General features: G+C 53.7%; 12 protein-coding genes and 4 pseudogenes. 9 read left to right on the forward strand and 7 right to left on the reverse strand.

What is annotated here, in order from left to right; translation table 11 throughout:
• Positions 1–250: 250 nt before the first annotated feature.
• The 3 genes and pseudogenes from WNY61_RS19830 to WNY61_RS19840 form a co-directional block, all read left to right on the forward strand.
• Positions 251–632: pseudogene (locus WNY61_RS19830) on the forward strand (cupin domain-containing protein); the annotation flags it as partial.
• 115 nt (positions 633–747) lie between these two features.
• The gene (locus tag WNY61_RS19835) at positions 748–1,923 is read left to right on the forward strand and encodes a nucleotide sugar dehydrogenase (protein ID WP_342853166.1); all 1,176 of its coding nucleotides are present in this window, start codon (positions 748–750) and stop codon (positions 1,921–1,923) included.
• Between the two features lie 11 nt (positions 1,924–1,934).
• Positions 1,935–2,945, forward strand: a complete 1,011-nt coding sequence (locus tag WNY61_RS19840) for an NAD-dependent epimerase/dehydratase family protein (protein WP_342853168.1) — start codon at positions 1,935–1,937, stop codon at positions 2,943–2,945.
• A 321-nt stretch (positions 2,946–3,266) separates the two neighbouring features.
• Here the strand turns inward: WNY61_RS19840 and WNY61_RS19845 are convergent, their stop codons facing one another.
• Entirely contained in the window at positions 3,267–4,406 is a 1,140-nt protein-coding gene (locus WNY61_RS19845) for an IS30 family transposase (RefSeq protein WP_342853169.1), read from the reverse strand.
• A 119-nt stretch (positions 4,407–4,525) separates the two neighbouring features.
• On the reverse strand, positions 4,526–5,815 hold the full coding sequence (locus tag WNY61_RS19850; RefSeq protein WP_342853171.1) for a polysaccharide pyruvyl transferase family protein: 1,290 nt from the start codon (positions 5,813–5,815) through the stop codon (positions 4,526–4,528).
• A 340-nt stretch (positions 5,816–6,155) separates the two neighbouring features.
• Between WNY61_RS19850 and WNY61_RS19855 the strand changes: the two are divergent.
• Together WNY61_RS19855 and WNY61_RS19860 are read left to right on the forward strand one after the other, a co-directional pair.
• Positions 6,156–7,028: pseudogene (locus WNY61_RS19855) on the forward strand (IS5 family transposase).
• A gap of 557 nt (positions 7,029–7,585) precedes the next feature.
• Positions 7,586–8,716, forward strand: coding sequence for a nitroreductase family protein (locus WNY61_RS19860; RefSeq protein ID WP_342853172.1), 1,131 nt, complete (start codon positions 7,586–7,588; stop codon positions 8,714–8,716).
• 187 nt (positions 8,717–8,903) lie between these two features.
• Here WNY61_RS19860 and WNY61_RS19865 read toward each other — a convergent pair whose 3' ends face one another.
• Entirely contained in the window at positions 8,904–9,734 is an 831-nt protein-coding gene (locus WNY61_RS19865) for a sulfotransferase (protein ID WP_342853174.1), read from the reverse strand.
• Between the two features lie 430 nt (positions 9,735–10,164).
• Here WNY61_RS19865 and WNY61_RS19870 point away from each other — a divergent pair, with 430 nt between their 5' ends.
• On the forward strand, positions 10,165–11,139 hold the full coding sequence (locus WNY61_RS19870; protein ID WP_342853175.1) for an ATP-grasp domain-containing protein: 975 nt from the start codon (positions 10,165–10,167) through the stop codon (positions 11,137–11,139).
• Entirely contained in the window at positions 11,136–11,819 is a 684-nt protein-coding gene (locus tag WNY61_RS19875) for an HAD family hydrolase (RefSeq protein WP_342853176.1), read from the forward strand. The genes WNY61_RS19870 and WNY61_RS19875 overlap by 4 nt, the downstream gene beginning before the upstream one ends.
• Positions 11,820–11,906: 87 nt before the next feature.
• Here WNY61_RS19875 and WNY61_RS19880 read toward each other — a convergent pair whose 3' ends face one another.
• The 4 genes from WNY61_RS19880 to WNY61_RS19895 all read right to left on the reverse strand — a co-directional run bounded on the left by WNY61_RS19880 (position 11,907) and on the right by WNY61_RS19895 (position 17,573).
• Entirely contained in the window at positions 11,907–13,043 is a 1,137-nt protein-coding gene (locus WNY61_RS19880; RefSeq protein WP_342853177.1) for a glycosyltransferase family 4 protein, read from the reverse strand.
• Positions 13,044–13,225: 182 nt separating this feature from the next.
• Entirely contained in the window at positions 13,226–14,092 is an 867-nt protein-coding gene (locus tag WNY61_RS19885; protein WP_342853178.1) for a sugar phosphate nucleotidyltransferase, read from the reverse strand.
• Positions 14,093–14,250: 158 nt separating this feature from the next.
• Entirely contained in the window at positions 14,251–15,444 is a 1,194-nt protein-coding gene (locus tag WNY61_RS19890) for a glycosyltransferase family 4 protein (protein ID WP_342853179.1), read from the reverse strand.
• A 29-nt stretch (positions 15,445–15,473) separates the two neighbouring features.
• A complete protein-coding gene (locus WNY61_RS19895; RefSeq protein WP_342853181.1) occupies positions 15,474–17,573 on the reverse strand; it encodes a nucleoside-diphosphate sugar epimerase/dehydratase in 2,100 nt (699 codons plus the stop codon).
• 1,557 nt (positions 17,574–19,130) lie between these two features.
• Here WNY61_RS19895 and istA point away from each other — a divergent pair.
• Together istA and WNY61_RS19905 are read left to right on the forward strand one after the other, a co-directional pair.
• A pseudogene (gene istA, locus WNY61_RS19900) lies at positions 19,131–20,663 on the forward strand (IS21 family transposase).
• Positions 20,653–20,952: pseudogene (locus tag WNY61_RS19905) on the forward strand (ATP-binding protein); the annotation flags it as partial. The pseudogenes istA and WNY61_RS19905, both read left to right, overlap by 11 nt.
• Between the last annotated feature and the right edge of the window lie 77 nt (positions 20,953–21,029).

Below are 21,029 nucleotides of genomic sequence, written 5' to 3' on the forward strand. Positions count from 1 at the left end.
ACCGATGCCCAAAGGTCTTCCTCTCAGCCATCGCTCTCGCCGCCACTGTCATCTACTGGCTATGAGTCCTGAGCCTAACCATCCGCTACCATCGCCTCCAAGCACTCGACGCTTGGAATGCGGCAGCCAGTATTGCCTGATTCGGAGCCTTCGCGCCTCCGCTGACCCACGGAAGTTAAAGTGACAATGCCCGCTGGATTCATTAGGCGTATCCGTCATCGAATTTGTGCAATAAAGCCACGCAGGATGTGAAAAGGCCGTCGCGGTTCTTAGGGCCAAAGGCGCGGTACAGGCAGAAACTCTGCCGTGCTATTGCCTTCCCTCGAGCTGGTTCGAAAGTCTTGCCGTCGGTTCGCGCTTTCAGGTGAAGCGGATCGTTCACCCCGGTGCTGCGCTCAGCCTGCAAAGCAACCAACACCGATTTGAACACCGATTCGTGGCTGAGGGAACGGCGCGAGTGACCGATGGTGACGAAGTAAAGCTCGTCACGGAAAACCAAATGGTATATATTCAGCTTTGCGCGGCGCATCGTATGGAGAGCACCTGGCAAGGTTCCGATGGTGCTAATTGAATTGCAGGCCGTCAGCAATTTGGGCGAAGATGATAGTATTCGCGGCGAAATTATTTGCTAAGTAGACGTGTACAGGCGGCGGGGCGCTATAAGATTGGCTGCAAGATCTCCTAGATACTACCGCCATTTAAACTTCCGCTGACATCAAGTTCGGCGGCTCTGAATTGGAAATACTTATGTCAGGTTATCAAATCGCCGTTGCCGGCATCGGCTATGTTGGCCTCTCCAACTCTGTTTTGCTTGCTCAGTACAACCCTGTCATAGCAGTCGATATCAGCCCAGAACGGGTGGCGCTGCTAAACGCCGGTCAGAGCCCAGTCGTCGATCCTGAAATCGAGCGGTACCTCCGTGACAAACCCCTGACCCTCACTGCCACCACCGATGCCGAGGCCGCCTATGCGCATGCCGAATTTGTGGTGGTGGCAACCCCGACCAATTACGATCCGGTAGAGAATTCTTTTGACACCTCCACCGTTGAGGCGGTGATCCGCGCTGTGGTGGCGGTTAACGACCACGCCACGATAGTGATTAAATCCACAGTCCCAGTTGGCTATACCTCACGGATCTCGGCCGAGGTCGGCGGCGACCGGCTCATCTTCAGCCCGGAATTCCTGCGCGAGGGCAGGGCGCTGCATGACAACCTCCACCCGTCACGTATCATCGTCGGTGAACGCTCCATCCGGGCCGAGACGTTTGCCCGGCTTTTAGCCGAGGGAGCGCAGCGTAAAGACATACCGGTTCTCTACACGAATGCCTCCGAGGCCGAGGCGATCAAGCTCTTCGCCAATACATACCTCGCCATGCGCGTGGCCTACTTCAACGAACTCGATAGCTATGCGATGAGCCTCGGCATGGACAGCCGCCAGATCATCGAAGGGGTCAGCCTCGATCCGCGGATCGGCGCGCATTACAATAACCCCTCCTTTGGCTATGGCGGCTATTGCCTGCCGAAAGACAGCAAACAGCTCTTGGCGAATTACTCCCAAGTGCCGCAGAACATGATCCGCGCCATCGTCGACGCCAATAGCACCCGCAAGGATTTCATTGCTGATCAAATCCTCGCCCGACGCCCCAGCTGCGTCGGCGTCTACCGGCTGGTGATGAAGGCTGCATCGGACAATTTCCGGCAAAGCTCGATCCAAGGCGTGATGAAGCGGATCAAGGCCAAGGGGATCGAGGTTGTGGTCTACGAGCCGGAGTTGCAGAAAGATTATTTCTTCGGCTCAGAAGTCACGCATGATCTCGCCGCATTTAAGCAGGGCAGCGACGTGATCCTCGCCAACCGTACCACCAGCGATCTCGACGATGTCGCCGACAAGGTTTTTACCCGCGATCTCTATGGGTCGGATTGAGGATTAGCACCATGCCTACCGCTTTAGTCACTGGCTCAGCCGGATTCATTGGATACTTCGTTTGCCGCATTTTGCTTAAAGAAGGCTGGCACGTTGTTGGTCTTGATTGCCTTTCAGATTATTATGATGTGGGATTAAAACACCGCCGTGAGGCGGAGTTGACCCCATACTCCGGTTATCGATCCATCCATGGGTTAGTTGAAGAGAGAGGGCTTCTGGTTTCGTTGTTTAATGAGGAAAAGCCGGATATTGTAATTCATCTAGCAGCACAGGCAGGAGTTCGTTATTCGATCGACAACCCGAGGGCATATCTCGAAAGTAACATTATTGGAACTTTTGAGCTACTCGAAGCAGCCCGCGCCTTTCCGCCAAAGCATATGCTCCTTGCGTCGACCTCATCTGCGTACGGTGGCAACGCCAAAATGCCATACGCCGAGACAGACCGCGCCGATCACCAGATGTCATTTTATGCGGCAAGCAAGAAATCGACAGAGAATATTGCACATAGCTATGCACATCTCTTTAATTTACCGACAACTATGTTCCGTTTTTTTACTGTCTACGGCCCCTGGGGTCGCCCTGACATGGCGCTATTTAGGTTTACAAAGGCTATTCTCAATGGCGAGCCCATAGATGTGTACAACTATGGTGATATGAAACGGGACTTTACCTATGTAGAGGATCTTAGCCGTGCGATCCGCTTGCTAATTGATGCTGTTCCAGTCCGGCATGCGGATGCAAAATTGCATCCAGGTGACAGCCTATCCCCCGTTGCTCCGTACCGTGTGGTTAACATCGGTAATAGCGATGCAGTGCGACTTACAGATTTCATAGGCGCCATTGAAGCCGCTGTTGGTCGGTCTGCCGTGAAGAATCTAATGCCGATGCAAGCAGGAGATGTGCCAGCGACTTGGGCCAATGCCAGTCTGTTAAAAAGTCTTACCGGATATGCTCCGAAAACTTCAGTTCATGAAGGAGTGCGCAAATTTGTAGACTGGTACCGACACTATTACCGCGTGTAACATAGACAAGTTTCTATATCTTACCCTCAGCAATAGACACCACCGCCACTTCGACTCATCCCCAGCACTTCTTGTTCGTGTGGGTCAGACTACGTGAACGGTAAGCGGTTTTCTGATCACGCACTTTGGGCATGGTAATCCCCCTAGAATAAGTGTTGATGCATTCTGCCGGTCACTGCAACACAGTGTGAAATTCTTGGGTTTGAAGGACTGAGCTAATAGGATGAACTGTGCGTCGCTGTATCGTCCGTTCTTCATTCAAAATCTCCTTAGATATCTTGCCGGGAAAATTCTACTTTTCAACACGATGGATTCAGGCGGTCACTGCAACACCTGCTCTAACTTACACGCTGGTGTGAGGAACCCTAAGGTTTTCCGTGGCCGATTGTTGAGTTGGTTTGCGACCTCATCTAACTGTTCCTGAGAGTAGTTGGAAAGGCAGGACCCTTTCGGGAAGTATTGGCGCAGCAGACCATTGGTGTTTTCATTTGTTCCTCGTTGCCATGGACTGCTTGGATCGCAGAAGTAGACGTCAATGTCAGTCGCAACAGTGAACTTCTGATGAGAGGCTAATTCGGTTCCCCGGTCCCAAGTAAGGCTTTGCTTCAGTCGCCTGGGTAGTTTGGTCATTTGACGGGCCAAAGCAGGGACGACGGTATCAGTCTTCTTGCCATCGACCTTCACTAAGAGCGTGAACCGGGTTTGGCGCTCGACAACAGTGATGATGTAGCTGTTCTTCGATCCGCAAATGAGATCACCTTCCCAATGCCCCGGAACTGCGCGGTCGTCGATGGCAGCAGGCCTTTCCCGGATGGATACTCCTTCGACAATTTGCTGCCCTGATCCTGGTTTGTGAGCTTTGGCATGCCGGAATTTGCGCTTACTTCTAAGATGGTTGCGCAACTCTTTGCGCAAAAGACCACGTGTTTGCACGAACAGGCTTTTGTAAATTGTTTCGTGAGACACACGCATTCCCTTTGTGTCCGGATACGTCAGCTTGAGCCATCCCGCGATCTGTTCAGGGGACCAGTCTTCACTAAGCTTGGCATCAACGAGATCTCTCAGCATTGCGTTTTCGCCTAATAAGAACGGCTTTGGGCGCTGCCCACGGCACCAGGAAAATTTATCTGCAATGATAGCACGATACAGATTCCTTCCGCCGTTTTTGTTGATCTCACGACTTACAGTTGAAGGACTGCGGCACAAAATACTGGCGATAAATCGAATGCTATATCCATGCGATATGCCACGCGAAATCTCTTCACGCTCTTCTAAACTCAGTGCTTCAGTGCGCCTAAACCGGTGACGCGGTCTAATGCCGCCATGATACTGGAGATACGAGAAAACGGTAGCAGGTGGCTTGTCGATAACGCGAGCGATATTTTCCATCGGCGTTCCGCGCTCCCACTCGCGCCAAATCACTGATTTCTTTTGTTCGTCCATCGGCAGCGGCTTAGTCATCAACACAGTCCTTAAATGCAAAGGTTCATCCTGTGTTGCAGTGACCGCCTGAATCCATCACCACTATTTTTAGGGGGGATTACCGGACCACTTCAAGTTTCCTTTGACAATGCGCTAAATCACGCCTTCAAGGTATATATGGCTTCGCGCGTGACAGAGCTAGCTTGAACAGTTTCCAAGCATTCCTTGATGCGGTGGGACTCTTGTTCGTAATTCTTCCCCATATGGTCAATTTGGTCCAAGATTTGATCAACACCCGGTTGCCTTATGTCAAATACGTAGGCTTGTTGTTGGAAATGTGCTGCAAGGTCTTGGTACTTGCTCGCCCATCCGAGAATGATCGCGGGGACGCCGCTTCTGTATGCAAACACGACGGAATGGTAGCGTGATGCGACAACGTACTTGAATCGTGCAATAATATCAATCAATTCTGGGCTGGAGTATTCCCCACTGATGATGTTAATTCTGCTTCTGTCGTTCATCTTGTTAAGAACTTCCTCCACGAGGTGTGTGTCGGCGGTAGAGGTGTTCAGAATGTAAACCTTCTCTCCATTATCGGAAAGGCGATCTAAAAGTTTCACATACAGGTTTAAGACCGCGTCTGGGTCACCGATGCGAAATACGTTTTCATTGATGATGAAACCGACCGAACCTTGCGTTGGCTGTTCGACCGCGATGCTATCAGAGGTCGAGGCATAAATATCAGATGCAGTTGGAAAAAACTCTTCTCGAATTACCATATCCGTCGACAATTCAACGTTATCTAACCCCAAAGACAAAAGGCACTCATACCCCTCTTGTTCACGGGCATATATTTTTGTGCAATAGGCCAATTCGGCTTTGATCCGCTTGAGGAAATCTGTATTGTCGCCTTCCCAGTCAAATGGACCAAAGCTCTGAGGCATTAAGATGATCTTCTTGTTGTAGCGTTTGGCAAGTCTTATGGTTTGGAGAAGTAGCTCGCCACCGTCTTTGGACCAACCGGAGCCGAGAGTATAGCCGCTCGCATCGAAAATAGCATCCGCTTCTCGTAGTACTTTTTCCATTTCCGGAAGCTTGCCTTGCCACTTGTCTGTCTTCCTCCAAATCCCGACCAAATAGGTCAACAGTGGAACCAAAAGCGGCACCTTGCTTAATCGGTTCTTTAGTACGAAGCGCGTGTAATAATCGTATGGTAACAGTCTAAAGCAATATTTGTCTGGGGATTCATATTTATTGGAGAATCCATAAACTTCGCTGTTTTCATGTGCGCTTTTTAGACTGTAGTACAAAGTCAAGAACATGGCCTGAGAGCCCTTATTCTTCATCTGAGTTCCCGTAATAATATATTTATTCATAACAATACGCGGACAATAACAGGTGTCCGCTTTTCTCCCTTCTGTTTGCTGCCAATCAAAGAAAGTCGTCACCAACTTCTGCCGCTTTTCGCCCAAGGTGACGCCGTGGCGTGCCCGGCGATGAAGCGTAGCGCTAATACCTTGTTACGATGGAATTGGGTCGATGTCTTGGTAGATCAATCCGCTGCTTAATGTCTTTTTATCACTACATTGATGTGAGGTCCATCAATTGCGGGATGCTAGATCCCGCCGTCGATGTGGAGTGTTGCATCGTTTATATCGTTAGACGGCTTTGTTGCACAAATAGGTTGATGGGGTTCACTGTATGAATCCAGCGTGATAGCTGTAGGTGATGAGCAGTTGGTCCCCTACCAAATATAAGACCAAGAATTGGTCGTCTTAAAATGACAGCTTGAAGCGGCGCGGATCGTTGTCGATCTGGTTTGATCCGGAGATGGTGTGGGCGCCGCCGCCAATTGGCAGGCGCGTTCGGCAACAGCAATTCAGTGACGCGGCCATTTAAACGTGTCTAACGCTGAAGGTCCTTTTTGGCATGCCGCTCCGCTAGATAACTGGGTTTGTTCAAAGCTTGCTGCGGTTGGTCGGGCTTGATTGGTCAGCACCGGACTTCAGCACTCTTTGCCGCCGTCAGAAAACGCTGAACGTGAGCCTGCCGTATCGTGACGGTGCTGGCCCGTTGAATCTTCTTATCGATAGCACGGGGATCAAGGCCGAGGGTGAAGGCGAGTGGAATGCACGTGAGCATGGCGGTTCTAAACGCCGCACATGGCGCAAGATACACATACGTATCGACGAGGAAACGCTGTAAGTTCGGGCAGCCGAAGTCACCAGCAGCAACATCGGTGATGCTCCCATGTTGTCCGAACTCCTGAACCAAATCCCGCTCGATCAGGACATCGGCAACGTTACCGCAGATGGGGCGTATGACACCCGTAAATGCCACGAGGCAATTGCTGCCAGAGATGCCCATGCGGTGATCCCGCCACGCGAGAATGCAATGCTCTGGAAGCCTACGCGCGCCGGAGCAATTGCCCGCAACGATGCAGTCAATGCGCAACGGTATCTGGGCCGCACGGTGTGGCGACACTGGAGCGGATACCACCGCAGAAGCCACGTCGAAACCAAGATGCATTGTATGAAACTACTGGGCCAATCGCTAATGACGAGAGACTTCGAAAGGCAAGTCGCGGAAATCCAAATCCGCATCGCCGACCTCAACCGTTATACGGCTCTTGGCATACCTATCACTAAGCCCGTAGGCTAAATCCGTCTGGGGTAAGGGGAAGAACGTCTTTAACCCGATTTGTGCAACAAAGCCGGTTCCGTTATCCAAGCCCAGACCTTAGTTAATTTGCACAGAAGACACCCGATTATGGTTATTCCTTTGCAAAGAGGGTTCTTAGTCCTATGGTAATGGGGTGGCCATTTAGGCAGCGCAGGAATTTGTTGTTTTTGACAAGATGGCGCTAAATTTTTCGTGAGGTGTGGACCGTCGGAGAAAGCGGCATTTCGCTTGAGTAAGGGGCAACCGAGTGTCGAAGCATTGTGACAATTTTTTTTCTGGACATGACTGGCGACTGGTGCGCCCCTAATTGATACAGGTGCATCCCGGCGAGCTGCGATATCACTCTTCAGACTGTCTTTTTAACGCGCTGCAAAAACTATATTTCTTCCGGTCCACTCAGGCTTTCGTTGGCTTGGAGCATCAGCTCCGTGCAGACAAACAATAGAAGATACAACAACCAACGCAATGACTGAGCATTGCGCTTCTGGGGTGCCGTCGAGTTCTGAAAACGACTTTTTCACTAGGGATTGTTTGCGATGAAAACACTAGTAAAGAATATGCTTTCTGAGAGCCAAATTGATCGGCTGCGAGATGCCCGCCTCCTGTTCAAGGAATCCAGGGCGGTCCGCCTGGCCACCGCAGCACAGACCAATGGCTTGAGGATCGCCTCTTCGGCGAAGCCTTTAGCGACTGCATACTACTCGCTGCTATCACGGCAATTTCAGCGTGAAGAGCGTGCCGTGCTGCTCGGACTGGCGAAGTACCACGCCGAGCTTCAAGAGGACGATGCGAATGTCTTTCTGATGCGCAGAAATGTCCATCGGTTGGAGAAGGGCATTTCTATGCAGTCCCGGCGCCCTGTCTTCGCAAAGGACTACATCCTTGAAACGGTTAACGTATATCGCAAGGTCGTCGATGCACCCGAACGCTCCTCTGAAAGTTCGGCGGAGTCCCTCCACTGGGCTTTTGATGTGTTGAGCGAGTACTTCAACGTTGTCGGAAGAGATCCAGTGCTCGACCACGCTCGTGAGGTTTTCGGTAAATGTCCGCCTCCGGTAGGCCGCAGAGCGGCCGGAAACCGGATTCCTTACAAACGCAACCTTAAAGAGCATTCTGTCTCTTTCGAACAGCTTAAGCAATTGGCGATCAAGCGGCGTTCCGTGCGGTGGTTCGAGCAAAAGTCTGTGCCCCGCGACCTGCTGGATAAAGCCTTCACCGTGGCAGGACTCTCTCCTAGCGCTTGTAACCGTCAACCCTTCAGGTTCCTAGTCTACGATGACCCCAAAATGATCTCTACTGTGTCGTCTCTGCCAGGAGGTACTATTGGCTGGAAACACCAGATTCCGGTAATGATTGCCGTCGTTGGCTCGCTGGATGCTTTCTATAGTGAGAAGGACCGACACGTAATTTACATCGACGGTGCGCTCGCTGCGATGTCATTCGCATACGCCTTGGAGACACTCGGACTTAGTTCCTGCATTTGCAACTGGCCGGATATTGAGAGCCACGAGAGGCGAGCGGAGAAGGTTTTGGGCTTAAAGGGCTACGAAAGACCAGTGATGTTCATTGCGGTAGGTTACCCAAACCCCGATGCGATGGTTGCATACTCCCAGAAGCGCCCGATTGAGGTCATGCGTACGTATAATTCGCCGATCAAGGAACCTTAACCCTCGCTGTAGGGCCTGTCTCATAATAATATGCCTTTCCGGACTGTCAGTATGACGGGCACCTGCAGTACCCGAAACCAGAACTATGGCGCTTGGCACCGATGAGGCCGCGCTAGCGTCGGTTCTCTTTCGAGGCTTGGGCGTTCGTCGACTTCGCATTTGACGCCCGGGCCGCTCGTCAGTCGGCTTAATCCGACGGGCCATACCAATGAGAAACCGACTGACCGCTTAACTCTTCCAGTGCTGTGATTGAGGGGCGGTAATAATCAATCAAGCGATAACGCAAATCGTCGGTCAGCGGAGGATAGTGAATCTCTCGCGCCAGCCAACCCCGTGCGGTTTCGAACGGGGCGGTGCCCCGCAGGGGGCGCACAATCGGTTTCATCCAACCGAGGCGCTTGCTCAATTCGGCAGGAACGTTCGGTGCAGTCTTGTCTTTGACTTTCTTTCCACCATCTGAGGTCAAAGGATACTGTCGCAGCCCTAAGTGAGCGCGGACCTGTGACATTTGTCCCTCCGGGTCGCCGGCCACTCCTTCAAAGAACAAGAAAAGTAGCTTTTCGCGGCCGAAATGGTCAACGAACGATTGCAGATAATTTGCGTATTTCCCGGATGAAAGCAGCCGGGTGTGACCCGCCAAAGAAGGTTTAAGATAGGACTCTATATCCGCCCCAAGCTCGCCGCGTCTGAAGCGCATGCAGTAGTTTGAATAGGCCCGTTCAACGGGATTGCGCAGCTGAGCAATGAGTTTGACGTGATGCAGATGGCGTTTGATCAGGGGCACTGCATCTGGCGCATCGAGGTAAGAATTTGATTTCTCTCCAATAGTTTTGCCAAGCCCTGCGTTATCAAATTGGGACAAATACCAGTCTTCGCCGCGATCGTAGTTTCGAGAGAAAAAGTGGATCTCCGGATCAGGCATATAAACTGCTGGATCCGACTGAAGCTGCATTTGAAGCCAGGTTGTCGCTGACTTCCCAGACCCAATAATAAGGAAATCGATATCACTGAAATTCATTTGCAACGATCGTCTGTGGTTGGTGTGCTACAAAAAGACTAAAGGTCGACGGTTGCACCCTGGGATCCCTAACTGGATTTTGGCATCGGAGTTGTCGTTATGTGCGGCGATACAATCTTGTCTATGAAAAACTCGATGTTGTCCACAGAAAGCAGGATATTGCCTGTGTAGGAAGGCTATAGAAATCGTCAAAAACTTGGTCTCGGAAAGTACTCAAGTGTCTTCCGATCACCGAAATCGGCTATGCTTCCCGCTTCCCGCTTTCTGCTTCAATGGCTTCATGGCCTTAACGTGTCAGGTGATCGCTGTGACGCTATCAAGCCACCGAGTAATTATAGGGCTGCAGTGCGATGTCGTTGCATTTTCGCGATCATATCGTTTAGTCTTCCTGAGGTCTTAACCATTTGTGAAGGTCTTAATTGGTGATTACGTGAACTGTTCTGCAGGCGTGCTGCTGACCTCCGCCGGACGTCGGGTCGAATTGCTTGAGTGCTTTCGGGCCGCGGCGCGAGAGCTCGGACTAAATGCACCGATATTTGCTTGCGATCATGAGCCGACGCTTTCGGCGGCGTGTGCGCGAGCCGATGGGGCCTTCAAAGTGCCGCGCTGCGATGACCCCACTTATGCCGAAGCGGTGCGCGCGATCGTCGCGAAAACCGGTGTGAACCTCGTGATCCCAACCATCGATCCAGAACTGATGTCACTTTCTGAAGCGAGGTCGAGCTTTGATGAACTTGGCGCTAGGGTTCATGTCTCCGACCCCGCGACCATCGCGGTGGTCCGCGACAAAGCGCGCACATCCCAGGTGCTAGACTCCGCTGGCGTGCCGGTGCCCCGCACACAAACGCTGGCGGCCCTTCGCGCTGAACCTGTCCTCTTATCCTGGCCGGTATTTCTCAAGCCCACGGGTGGCAGCGCAAGCCGCGGGTTGGCAGTGATCAATCGTCAGGAGGACCTTCCGGCCAACGTGGATGAACCCATGATCGCGCAGGACTACCTCCGGGGCCCGGAGTTCACAATTAACATGTTTGTCAAGGCCGATGGCCAGCTAAGTGCCGTGATCCCGCATGTCCGTCTGTCGGTCCGTGCCGGTGAGGTGGAAAAAGGCCGAACAGAACGGCGGACGGATCTGCGGTTGATCGCTGAGGGGATCGTAACGGCATTGCCTGGGTTGCGAGGCGTAGTCTGCTTCCAAGTGATCGACGACGCGGTGCTGGGCCCCCGTGTCATCGAAATCAATGCGCGGTTTGGCGGAGGCTATCCATTGGCCCACGCGGCCGGTGCAACCTTTGCCCGTTGGCTTCTGGAGGAGGCGGCAATTGGCAGTTCGACGGCACATGATGACTGGGTTGAGGGGGTCGAAATGCTGCGCTATGACGCTGCTGTATTCCGAGGATTTCCTTGATCGTTTTCGATCTGGATGACACGCTTTATTTGGAACGTGATTTCGCGTTCTCCGGCTACGCGACACTTGACGCCCATGTCAGGGAAACGACAGGGCGTGCAGGATTTGGCGAACTTTGCCGTGAAGCTTTCGCCGCTGGACGGCATCGGCACGCCTTTGACGAGGCGCTGGCCGCGTTGGACCTGCCGGCAGACCCCGAGACGATTACCAAACTCGTGGCGTTATACCGTACTCACGTTCCGAACATCGTGCTTTGCGGGGATGCGCGGCGATGTCTTACCCGGCTTGCTGCGCATCTGCCCTTGGGATTGATCACAGACGGACCAGAGGCAACGCAACGTGCAAAGATCGCCGCACTCGGCATCGCGCCAAGTTTTGCAGTGCTTCGGCCCACTTGCACATGGGGCCCGGAATTCTCAAAGCCGCATCCACGTGCCTTTCTGGAGTTGGAGGCCGCGGCGGAAGGGGCGCCTCTCGTTTATGTCGCCGACAACGCCCTGAAGGATTTCGTCACACCCCGGGTTCGGGGGTGGTATGCGATCCAAATCTGTCGGGACGGCCGCCTCCACACTGCGCCGCCGCCCGACAAAGCGCATTCGCCTCACGCCCAGATCGAGACCCTCGATGCACTTGAGGGAACACTGCAAGGGCTCGGATGGACGCCGCCTGGTAAAGGATAGAACTTTCGCTTCGAACCTATTACATCAATAAAGGGCGAACGACGTAGAACCGATTAAAGGGCTGCGGCGCTTCGCGACGAATTCCTCTCAGGTTTCTTTTTGCGAGACGGCACTGGCAAGATCTATCAGACGGAGATCTTGCTTTTGCAGTGTGGATTCGATCGTCCGATCCCAGAGCCGCATTACCGCACCCTCGGACAGGCGGATGCGGTTTAGCATTGCCGCCGCTCTCATGCTTGTTCGCAAGTGCGGGTCGGCGGCCAGGCGAGACATTGCCTCAGCCAATGCGTTTACGTCGCCTGCGGGGACCAGCAGCCCATTGCGCCCGTCTTCAATCAACTCGCGCGGGCCGTAAGGGCAGTCAAAGGCGATGACCGGCAGGCCGACCACGGTTGCCTCAGCAACGACATTGGGAAACCCTTCGTAGCGCGAGCTCAGAACCATGGCGTCACCCGCCTCGATCCAAGCACCTGGGTAAGTGGTAACTCCGGGAAATTGGACGGCGTCGTCGATGCCAAGGCGGACTGAAAGTTCCTCGAGTGCTTTTCGCTCGGAACCCTCACCGAAAATCGTTAGTTTCAGGTCTCTATGGCGAGATTGAATCCTTTCGAATGCATGCAGAAGTAGATCGAACCCTTTTTGTCGGTCCAACCGACCGACTGCGATAAGGTGTACACCTTCACCCTTCGCCGACGCCTTAAGAGACTGGCCGATGGGGATGCATGGGTTCGGGATTACGATGGAACGTTGCTGCAGGGTTCTGGGAAGTGTCCTGCATATGCGTTCTGTTTGCATGACGATAGCCGATGCCCGGCCCATGGCTAATCTGTTGACGGGGCCCCAGAACGCGCTTGCCGGCTGTGCCGCGGGATTGTTGCGCTCCGAGATCACCACCGGCACGCCGGTTCCCATTGCGGCTAGCACCGTTAGGGTGTTGACCTTAGTAAGGAAGGCGATCGCGATATCCGGGCGCAACTCTTTTAGGCATCGACGAATATGTCTCAACCGGAGAAGTTGTCCGCCGTGGCTTTGAGATCCACCTTCTCGTTTCGCCACGTGAAGGGTGACTTCGGGAGGGTAATCGAAGAAGCTTCCGTTTGACGGCTCGGTTAATCCCGCGACGTGAACCTTGTCACCCAATGCTGCCCGGTGTCGTGCGAGTAGCGCTACGATTTTCTCCGTACCTCCGGCACCGAAGCCTCCATGAACAAGAAGAATTCGCACTTTGTTACTCCTGATGCTTCCGCCGGTTCAAGTCTTGGGAGGGTATCGTTTTGCGGCCGGAACTACGAAACGGTCGCGCTGAGGCTCCAAAAATCTTGCGCCAATTTTAAGATACTCCACAAGGGGTTAAAGAACATGTTGCAAAAAAGTTAGCTCTTCGGAGAACGCCACTGTTCACTTTCTCAGACAGATACGATATGCGGTTTCCCACCTATACCACTTGTGGCTGTTGGCGACTGCTCCGTGTTGTCAAAATTGAGCCATGGCGGCACATCTCCGGCCGCAAGTTTGCAAAGCTTATTTCGATCGCGCAGTGTATCCATCGGATGCCAGAACCCGAAATGACGGTAAGCCATCAGGTTCCCGTCCCGAGCCATCTGCGGTAAAGGGCCCTTTTCCAAGGGCATTGCATCATCCGTGAGATAGTCCAGCACATCGGGTTCGAAGACGAAGAAGCCACCGTTGATCCAGGTTTCACTGTTTTGGACAGTGTCGCTGAAGGTGTGGACGCGGTCGCCTCTAATATCGACGCATCCGACCTGGGCGTGTGGCCGAACGGCAGTCATGGTGGCGAGCTTGCCATGGCTTCGGTGGAAGGTCAGCAACGCATCGATATCCACATTGCCAAGTCCATCGCCATAGGTGACCATGAAAGTCTCGCCATCGAGCCATTCCTTAAGTCGCTGGATGCGACCACTAGGCAATTGGTCAGGCCCAGTATCAACGACCGAGACACTCCAACCCCCGGGCGATGCAGGGCGCAGAGTCATCTGACCGCTGTCAAGCACCACGGTGATGTCATTCGCGATGAGGTTGTAGTTGGCGAAGAACTGTTTAATGAGCAACGACTTATACCCCGTTGCCACTATGAAGTCTTGATAGCCGAAATGGCTATAGATATCCATGATGCGGACGATGATGGGGCGACCGACTACTTCGACCATAGATTTGGGTATCCGGACCAAATCATCATTAACCCATGATCCAAGCCCTCCAGCTAAAACTATTGTTTTCAACACACAATCCTCTTTATGCTCAGCATTTTTCATTGCTATTCGACGACGTCGCGTAAGATGCGCCCTCAGCGCAGGCTCTCGGTTGCGGTGCGCCGGGGCGCTACCCCTTGCTCTGTGAGCCAACTAATTGCGGAACCATCCGATCGCCGACAAAGCTTCGTAATGCCGCATCAGTCCGTAGCCCGGCGAAGTCATGCTACCGCCTCAATGCCAGCGCGAACACTTGGTTTCGGCAAGACTTCAGCGGCCAAGTCCATATGCTTGACAAGTAAGGCATTCACCCTTCGCACGTCATTGTTCCTGCATACCTCAGCCCGGGCAGCCAATCCCATCTCTGCGGCTCGCTCCGGCACCTCGATGAAGCTCAGCATTGCGGCACCCAAGGCCGCAGGGTCATTCTGCGGTACAATCCAGCCTGAAACACCGTCAGTGATTGTTTCTCCACAGCCAGGCGCATCGGTGGTGATCACAGGAAGCCCGCAAGCCATGGCTTCCAAAATGGTGCGCGGAACGCCCTCTCGCAACGTGGTCGGCAGGACGAATATGCTCGATTGCGCAAAGACTGGTCGGACATCTGTGACTGCCCCAAGATGACGGAAGAGCCCTTCTTTTGTCCAAGCCTCTAAAGTTGCTCGGTCAACAGCATCAGGATTTGAATCCTCTGGCCCAAGCAGGTCGACCGTGACATCATGCCCTTGCGATCGCAGTTGCCGCACAGCGGTGGCTAACATGTCGAGACCCTTGCTCCGTAGAAGGCGGCCGACAAATAGGAAACGTGGCGCAGCACCAGGCATAGGCGTGGGCAAAAAGCGCTTTGTGTCGATTCCAGTGCCAGGGATCTTCACCAACGAGACGGTTGATGGGATCAAGCCGAAGTGCCGGATGTCCCGCTCCTCGGCATCATTGTAGCAAAATGCGGTGGTCACCTTGCGCAGTCCAATGCGATGCAGGGCAATCGAAACCGAACGCAAAAGACGACGGCGCGTGGCGGGTTCGCCGGCGAAAAGATACCCTAGCCCTGTGAACAATGGGTAACATTCTCGTACGCCAGCGATCCGAGCCGCAAGGCTGCCATAAACGATCGGTTTCATCGTGTACGGCATGACAATATCCGGTGCTTCCTCCCGGAATATGCGGACAAGTGCGATGAGGGTGCGCAGGTCCATGGCTGGACGCGTTCCAGTTCGCTCCATTTGTACGGTCCGCGTTCGGATCCCGTGGCCGGACAGCGTAGCGACGGTTTCAGCGTCGAACTCTGGAGCGACAGCGATGACCTCATGCCCGAGTTCGACGATCCTGCACATCAGATCGAGGCGGAAATTGACCAGCGAAAAACCAAGGCTGCCGATCAAAATAACCCGCTTGCCGCTAACTGGCGGTAGCATGATAGATGAGCCTGCGGCCATTTTCGACCCTAAACCCCCGCTGTGGTGTACGTCGGGTTAGGCGGACGACGAACCTTCATTTCCAGCAGAGGGAGTTTGAGGGTGGCGAGTGTGGGCATCTTATCGCAGTCTTGTAACGTCGTGTATCCAGGAACCAATTCCGAAAGACAGTGCCGCACCTCGGCTTCGTTGCAAGCAAGTGCAGCCTTCTCCAGCCGGAGCATGGCTGCGCGCAAACGAGCAATCGGTACGCCTGCTGCAGGAACTGCGGAATGGAGGCCCGGCACTATGCCTTCTCGCATCTCCTCTTCAGCGTCAAAAAGTTCTTCGAATAGTTTTTCACCGGGCCGGAGGCCGATGATGTCTATTTGTACATCTTTCCCAGGCTGAAGGCCGGCTAGCCGGATCATGCGATGGGCTAGGTCAATGATCTTCACCGGTTTACCCATATCCAGTACTAGGATTTCTCCTAAGGTCGAGCGTCGCTCAAGCCCTTGCGCCGCTGCCAGCAAGGTCAACTGGACCGCCTCGCCAATCGTCATGAAATACCGTTCCATACGTGCGTCGGTCACTGTGAGGGGGCCACCAGCCGCAATTTGCCGCTGAAACAGGGGGATCAATGATCCCGAGGAACCCAGCACATTGCCAAAGCGCACGACAAAGAAGTGCGTGCGCTGGTCGGTTTCCAAAGTGATCCGGTCCTGAGCTTGGCAGTAGAATTCAGCAACGCGCTTGGTTGCCCCCATCACGTTCGTGGTGTTAACGGCCTTATCTGTTGAAATCTGTACCATGGCAATTGCTCCGCTGGCACGTGCGGCATCGGCGACATTCCGGGCACCGATCACGTTTGTCAAAACGCCCTCGCAGGGGTCGCGCTCGACCATTGGAACATGCTTCAGTGCGGCGGCGTTAAACACCAGTTCCGGCATATGGGCCTTAAATATCTCGTCGAGACGGTTAACATTCCGGATAGAGGCCACGTAAATTCGGCGCTGAACCTCGGGAAAGTCGCGGTGCAAATCCAAGTCGACCGAGTAGGCGTTGAATTCACTGGAGTCGATCAATGCGAGTTCTGCCGGCTGAAACGAAGCGATTTGGCGGGCAAGTTCGGATCCGATCGACCCACCGGCACCGGTGACCAAGACACGCCGGCCTTTAATCATATTGCGAAGTAGGGATTTCTCAACAACTTGCTGGGGCCTATTTAGAATGTCATCAGGATTGATCGTGCACTGTTTGTTTGACAGCCAGTCTGCGCCAAAAGCGTCAGTTTCTCCAAGGTCGGGCAACCGCGATACAGAAATGCTCTGACGCGCCGCCCACCTCAAGATCGCTTCTATTCCCTCGCTGTCGAAATGCGTCAGCGGAGCGGTGAGAAAGATCCTCCGAGGACGCTCACACTTACGGAGGGATTCAATCACCAGGTCTGGCTCTCTAACTGATCCCAAAATGAGTGCACCATGGAAGTAGAGTTGTTCCCGTCCGCGGGCATCATCGACTATTCCGACAGCGCGGTAGTGCGCATCAGGCTGCATCAGTGACCGCATGAACAGGTCGCACGTGGCGCCGCTACCGATCATCAGTACAGGCAGACGTATATCGTCTTCATTTATCGGGCGTTTGTGATGAAGCTCGTTCCGTCTTGCCGCGATTCGTACGGCGCAAATTGTCGGGATAGCAATCAAAAACTGGACAAGGAAAGTCGATGCAGGCACTAAGATGCCAAACACAAGAAGCATCGTCGCCGTGGCAAGGATCGTCGCTATGACAGCGCGAAGAACGGCTTTGAGATCGCGAAGCGAAAATGAGCGTGCATCAATGCTATAAATCATCGAAAACGGCAATAATAACACACCACATGTCGCCGCAAACAGGGCGAATGGTGCTGCTTCATACGCAATTGTCGCGAGCGACCCAGAAGAGTTCTGGAGAATCACGGCGCTGGCGGCGGAAATGGCGAACGCGGCGACATCTAAGAGATACAGGCGCAAATTACCTCGAAGCTGCGCAGCCAGCTTCAAGAACGCGTTGCGCGCAGTCAGCCTAGCTACAGCGGCATTGGAGAGCCGCAGCGAATCCGCCCCTCCCTCGGCAATAAATTTAGGAATCCACTCTCCATAAATACCCATAACGTCTGTACCCCGCACTCGGTTAAATACTGATCCTCGGGCACCTCAATTCCGTACGCAGATTGCCCGATTATAGGATGTGTTTTGTTCGAACGACGAGTGTTCCCCCTGTATTTTGGGTTTTATGGGGCCAGTAAATCGCAGCGCAATGCCGCTTCTGACCACCTGGACCAGCGAATTATCCACTAGCCATCATTGAAATGTGATGATGACGTCAGTCTCGCCGGAAGTTTCCCCTGCGTTAAGCTGTAAATAGGATTAACTGGCGCAGGCTTCAGTAACTATTTGTTAATAAATGCGGAATTTGCATGTTTGAGCAAAACGGCGAAGTTCGGCGCCCTTGATACTAGCCATTTGGAGTAGTCCCAATTCCGCCCAGTTCGTCCAGCTATACCTTTGGCTAGGTCATAAATCTGCCAAAATGGATTGAAGATCTGTTATACTCACAGGTCTGATTGCTGCTCGCTTACGGGGGAGGGGTGGCAAGCCTATGAGGTCATTTGGCCCTGACGCCAGCCTGGTTAGTCTAGCATTGATAGGTTCCGTATTCGAAGCTTTGGAGATAATTTCCTGTCAGGGGTCCACCGATCCGGGTGTCTGCCGAGTGTAGCGCTCAACCCGCTTATACATTATTGATGTTTTACATGAGGCAACAGAAAGGGGCAAAGATGCTTGCAGGCACTTCGCATACGCACCCTTTAGCCTTGCTGTTTTCTTGAACAGATAATTTGATCTGTTTCAGACGGTTAACCCGACTATGTCTGTCTTTCAGACGCGGGGCATATTTCTTTGAGGGCGCAATAAAATGCAATATCAAACATGTTCGTGCATACTCGGAGAAGTGCTCGGCGGCAGCTGCCATTCTGAGTGGCTCACCATTTTACTTTCTAAACGACACCTATCTCAATACACTGATCGTCGCGGGAAATCGCATCGACCTTGGTCCGAAGAACAGCAGATATTGTCAGCTTGAAGTGGGTTTTAATAGTTATCGCACCACCTGTAAGACCGTGCCACTACTGGATTTAGTCAAAGCTGATCATCTAATGGGATGAATGTCTCTTCCATCATCGGCAATGCTGCGGGTGTGACGCAGCTGAATAGTAAGAGATTTGATAGTCGCATTCAATGGAAAAGACCCGGCCAAGAACCTGACCGTCAGGCCATATTAGAACGTCGCATCCGCGGAAATGGATTTTTTAGTCCGGGTTGCAGAGCTGGAACCTTGCGTTATCGGTACCGAAGCCTGCACAGGCGCGTTCTATTGGCATAAGCAGTTCGAAGCACTCGGCCATACCGTCAAAGTATTTGCGCCGCAGTATGTAAAACCTTCGTCAAGCGGCGGAAGAACAATGCTGAGGCGATCTGCACTACCTTGATGCTACCAAATATAAAGTTTGTGCCTACCCAGTCGGAATAGAAGCAGGATATTCAGGCTATGTTTAGATTTCCGCGCAGAAGTGAGCCGGAAAGACAGATAATTTCCACTGAGATTTGAGCCATGTAACCCTTTCCCCTGAACGCGATGCGCAAATGGGGAGTAATGGAGTGATACACATGGGACTTTTGAATATAGTCAGACGTATGGCGCTGCGGGAGAAGCTCTCGATCCGAGAGATTGCGAGACGCACTGGTATGTCGCGCAACACCATCACAAAGTATTTGAATGCGGGCACGATAGAGCCGCAATTCATGACGCCAGAGCGTCAAAGTAAGCTTGATCCTTTCGCGGAGAAACTGGCTGGCTGGTTGAAGACGGAGGCCGGTAAATCGCGCAAGCAGCGGCGAACGCTGAAACAGCTACATGCCGATCTGGTAGTTCTCGGCTTTGACGGGTCCTACGGCCGGGTCGCGGCTTTTGCGCGTGACTGGCGGGTTGATCGACAGCGGGAGCAGCAAACGACAGGGCGCGGCACCTTCGTGCCCCTGTCGCTTCGCCCGGGCGAGGCCTTCCAGTTTGATTGGAGCGAGGATTTTGCCGTTCTGGGTGGCGAGCGCACCAAGCTTCAAGTCGCCCACATCAAGCTGTCGCACCGCCGAGCTTTTCTGGTTCGGGCCTATCTGCTGCAAACGCATGAGATGCTGTTCGATGCCCACTGGCACGGATTCCGTGACTTTGGCGGCATCCCGGAGCGCGGGATCTACGATAATATGCGCACTGCGGTCGACCGCGTCGGTCGCGGGAAGGAGCGCCAAGTCAACATGCGCTTCCTCGCGATGGCGAACCATTATGTGTTCGAGCCTGTGTTCTGCAATCCGGCGGCCGGCTGAAATAAGGGGCAGATCGAGAAGAACGTGCAGGACTCTCGGCACCGTCTGTGGCAACCTATGCCGAGCTTTCCCGATCTTGCGGCGCTGAACGACTGGCTGGAACAGCGCTGCGTTGCGCTGTGGAACGAGATCCCGCATGCAGCACTGCCCGGGAGTGTTGCTGACGTCTGGACCGCAGAGCAGACCGCGCTGATGCCGTTGCCACCCGCCTTCGATGGGTTTGTCGAGCACAGTAAACGGGTCTCCCCAACGTGCCTGATTAGCTTCGAGCGCAATCGGTATAGCGTCCCGGCGTCGTTTGCGAACCGCCCCGTCAGTCTGCGCGTCTATCCGGACAGGCTGGTAGTCGCTGCCGAGGGTCAGATTCTGTGCGAGCATGTGCGGGTGATTGAGCGAAGCCATCAACTCCCACCACGGACAATCTACGATTGGCGGCATTATCTGGCGGTCCTTCAGCGCAAACCAGGGGCGCTCAGGAACGGCGCACCTTTTGCGGAATTCCCTCCGGCCTTCAAAGAGCTGCAAGACCTCATGCTGCGCTGCCATGGCGGTGATAGGGAAATGGTCGATATCCTGGCGCTGGTTCTGCATCACGATGAACAGGCTGTGCTGGTCGCCGTGGAAATGGCCTTGGCCGAGGGTGTCGCCACAAAAACCCATATCCTGAATCTTCTGCACCGGCTGATCGACAGAAAGACGACCGGCGGGCCTAACATCGACACACCGCAAGCGCTTGCTCTGCGCAGCGAGCCAGAGGCCAATGTCGAACGCTATGACGATCTGCGTGCACTGAGCGCAGGAGGCCGCCATGCGTCATGATCCTGCCAGCGGCGCCATCATCATCATGCTGCGCAGCCTGAAGATGCGCGGCATGGCACAGGCCGTCACCGACCTGATGGAACGAGGCGCACCGGCATTCGACGCCGCGGTGCCTATGCTCGCCCAGTTGCTGAAAGCTGAGGTCGCAGAACGTGAGGTCCGGTCCATTGCCTATCACATGAAGGCGGCCCGCTTCCCAGCTTACAAGGACCTCTCCGGCTTCGACTTCGCGGCCAGTGAGACCAACGAGGCCACTATAAGGCAGCTTCATCGCTGTGAGTTCATGGACGTGAACTGGCCCCCATTTCGACCGGACACCTTGGGCTAACCAGGGAGGCTTAAGGATAGCCTTAAGCACGTGCTTAT

This window comes from Sulfitobacter sp. AS92, assembly GCF_038900015.1.
GTDB lineage: Bacteria > Pseudomonadota > Alphaproteobacteria > Rhodobacterales > Rhodobacteraceae > Sulfitobacter.

Excerpts from the sequence above, each read along its gene's own strand:
- WNY61_RS19840 (WP_342853168.1), top strand. The coding sequence starts at position 1,935 with ATGCCTACCGCTTTAGTCACTGGCTCAGCCGGATTCATTGGATACTTC.
- WNY61_RS19835 (WP_342853166.1), top strand. The coding sequence starts at position 748 with ATGTCAGGTTATCAAATCGCCGTTGCCGGCATCGGCTATGTTGGCCTC.
- WNY61_RS19890 (WP_342853179.1), bottom strand. The coding sequence starts at position 15,444 with ATGCTACCGCCAGTTAGCGGCAAGCGGGTTATTTTGATCGGCAGCCTT.
- WNY61_RS19895 (WP_342853181.1), bottom strand. The coding sequence starts at position 17,573 with ATGGGTATTTATGGAGAGTGGATTCCTAAATTTATTGCCGAGGGAGGG.
- WNY61_RS19860 (WP_342853172.1), top strand. The coding sequence starts at position 7,586 with ATGAAAACACTAGTAAAGAATATGCTTTCTGAGAGCCAAATTGATCGG.
- WNY61_RS19885 (WP_342853178.1), bottom strand. The coding sequence starts at position 14,092 with ATGAAAAATGCTGAGCATAAAGAGGATTGTGTGTTGAAAACAATAGTT.
- WNY61_RS19845 (WP_342853169.1), bottom strand. The coding sequence starts at position 4,406 with ATGACTAAGCCGCTGCCGATGGACGAACAAAAGAAATCAGTGATTTGG.
- WNY61_RS19865 (WP_342853174.1), bottom strand. The coding sequence starts at position 9,734 with ATGAATTTCAGTGATATCGATTTCCTTATTATTGGGTCTGGGAAGTCA.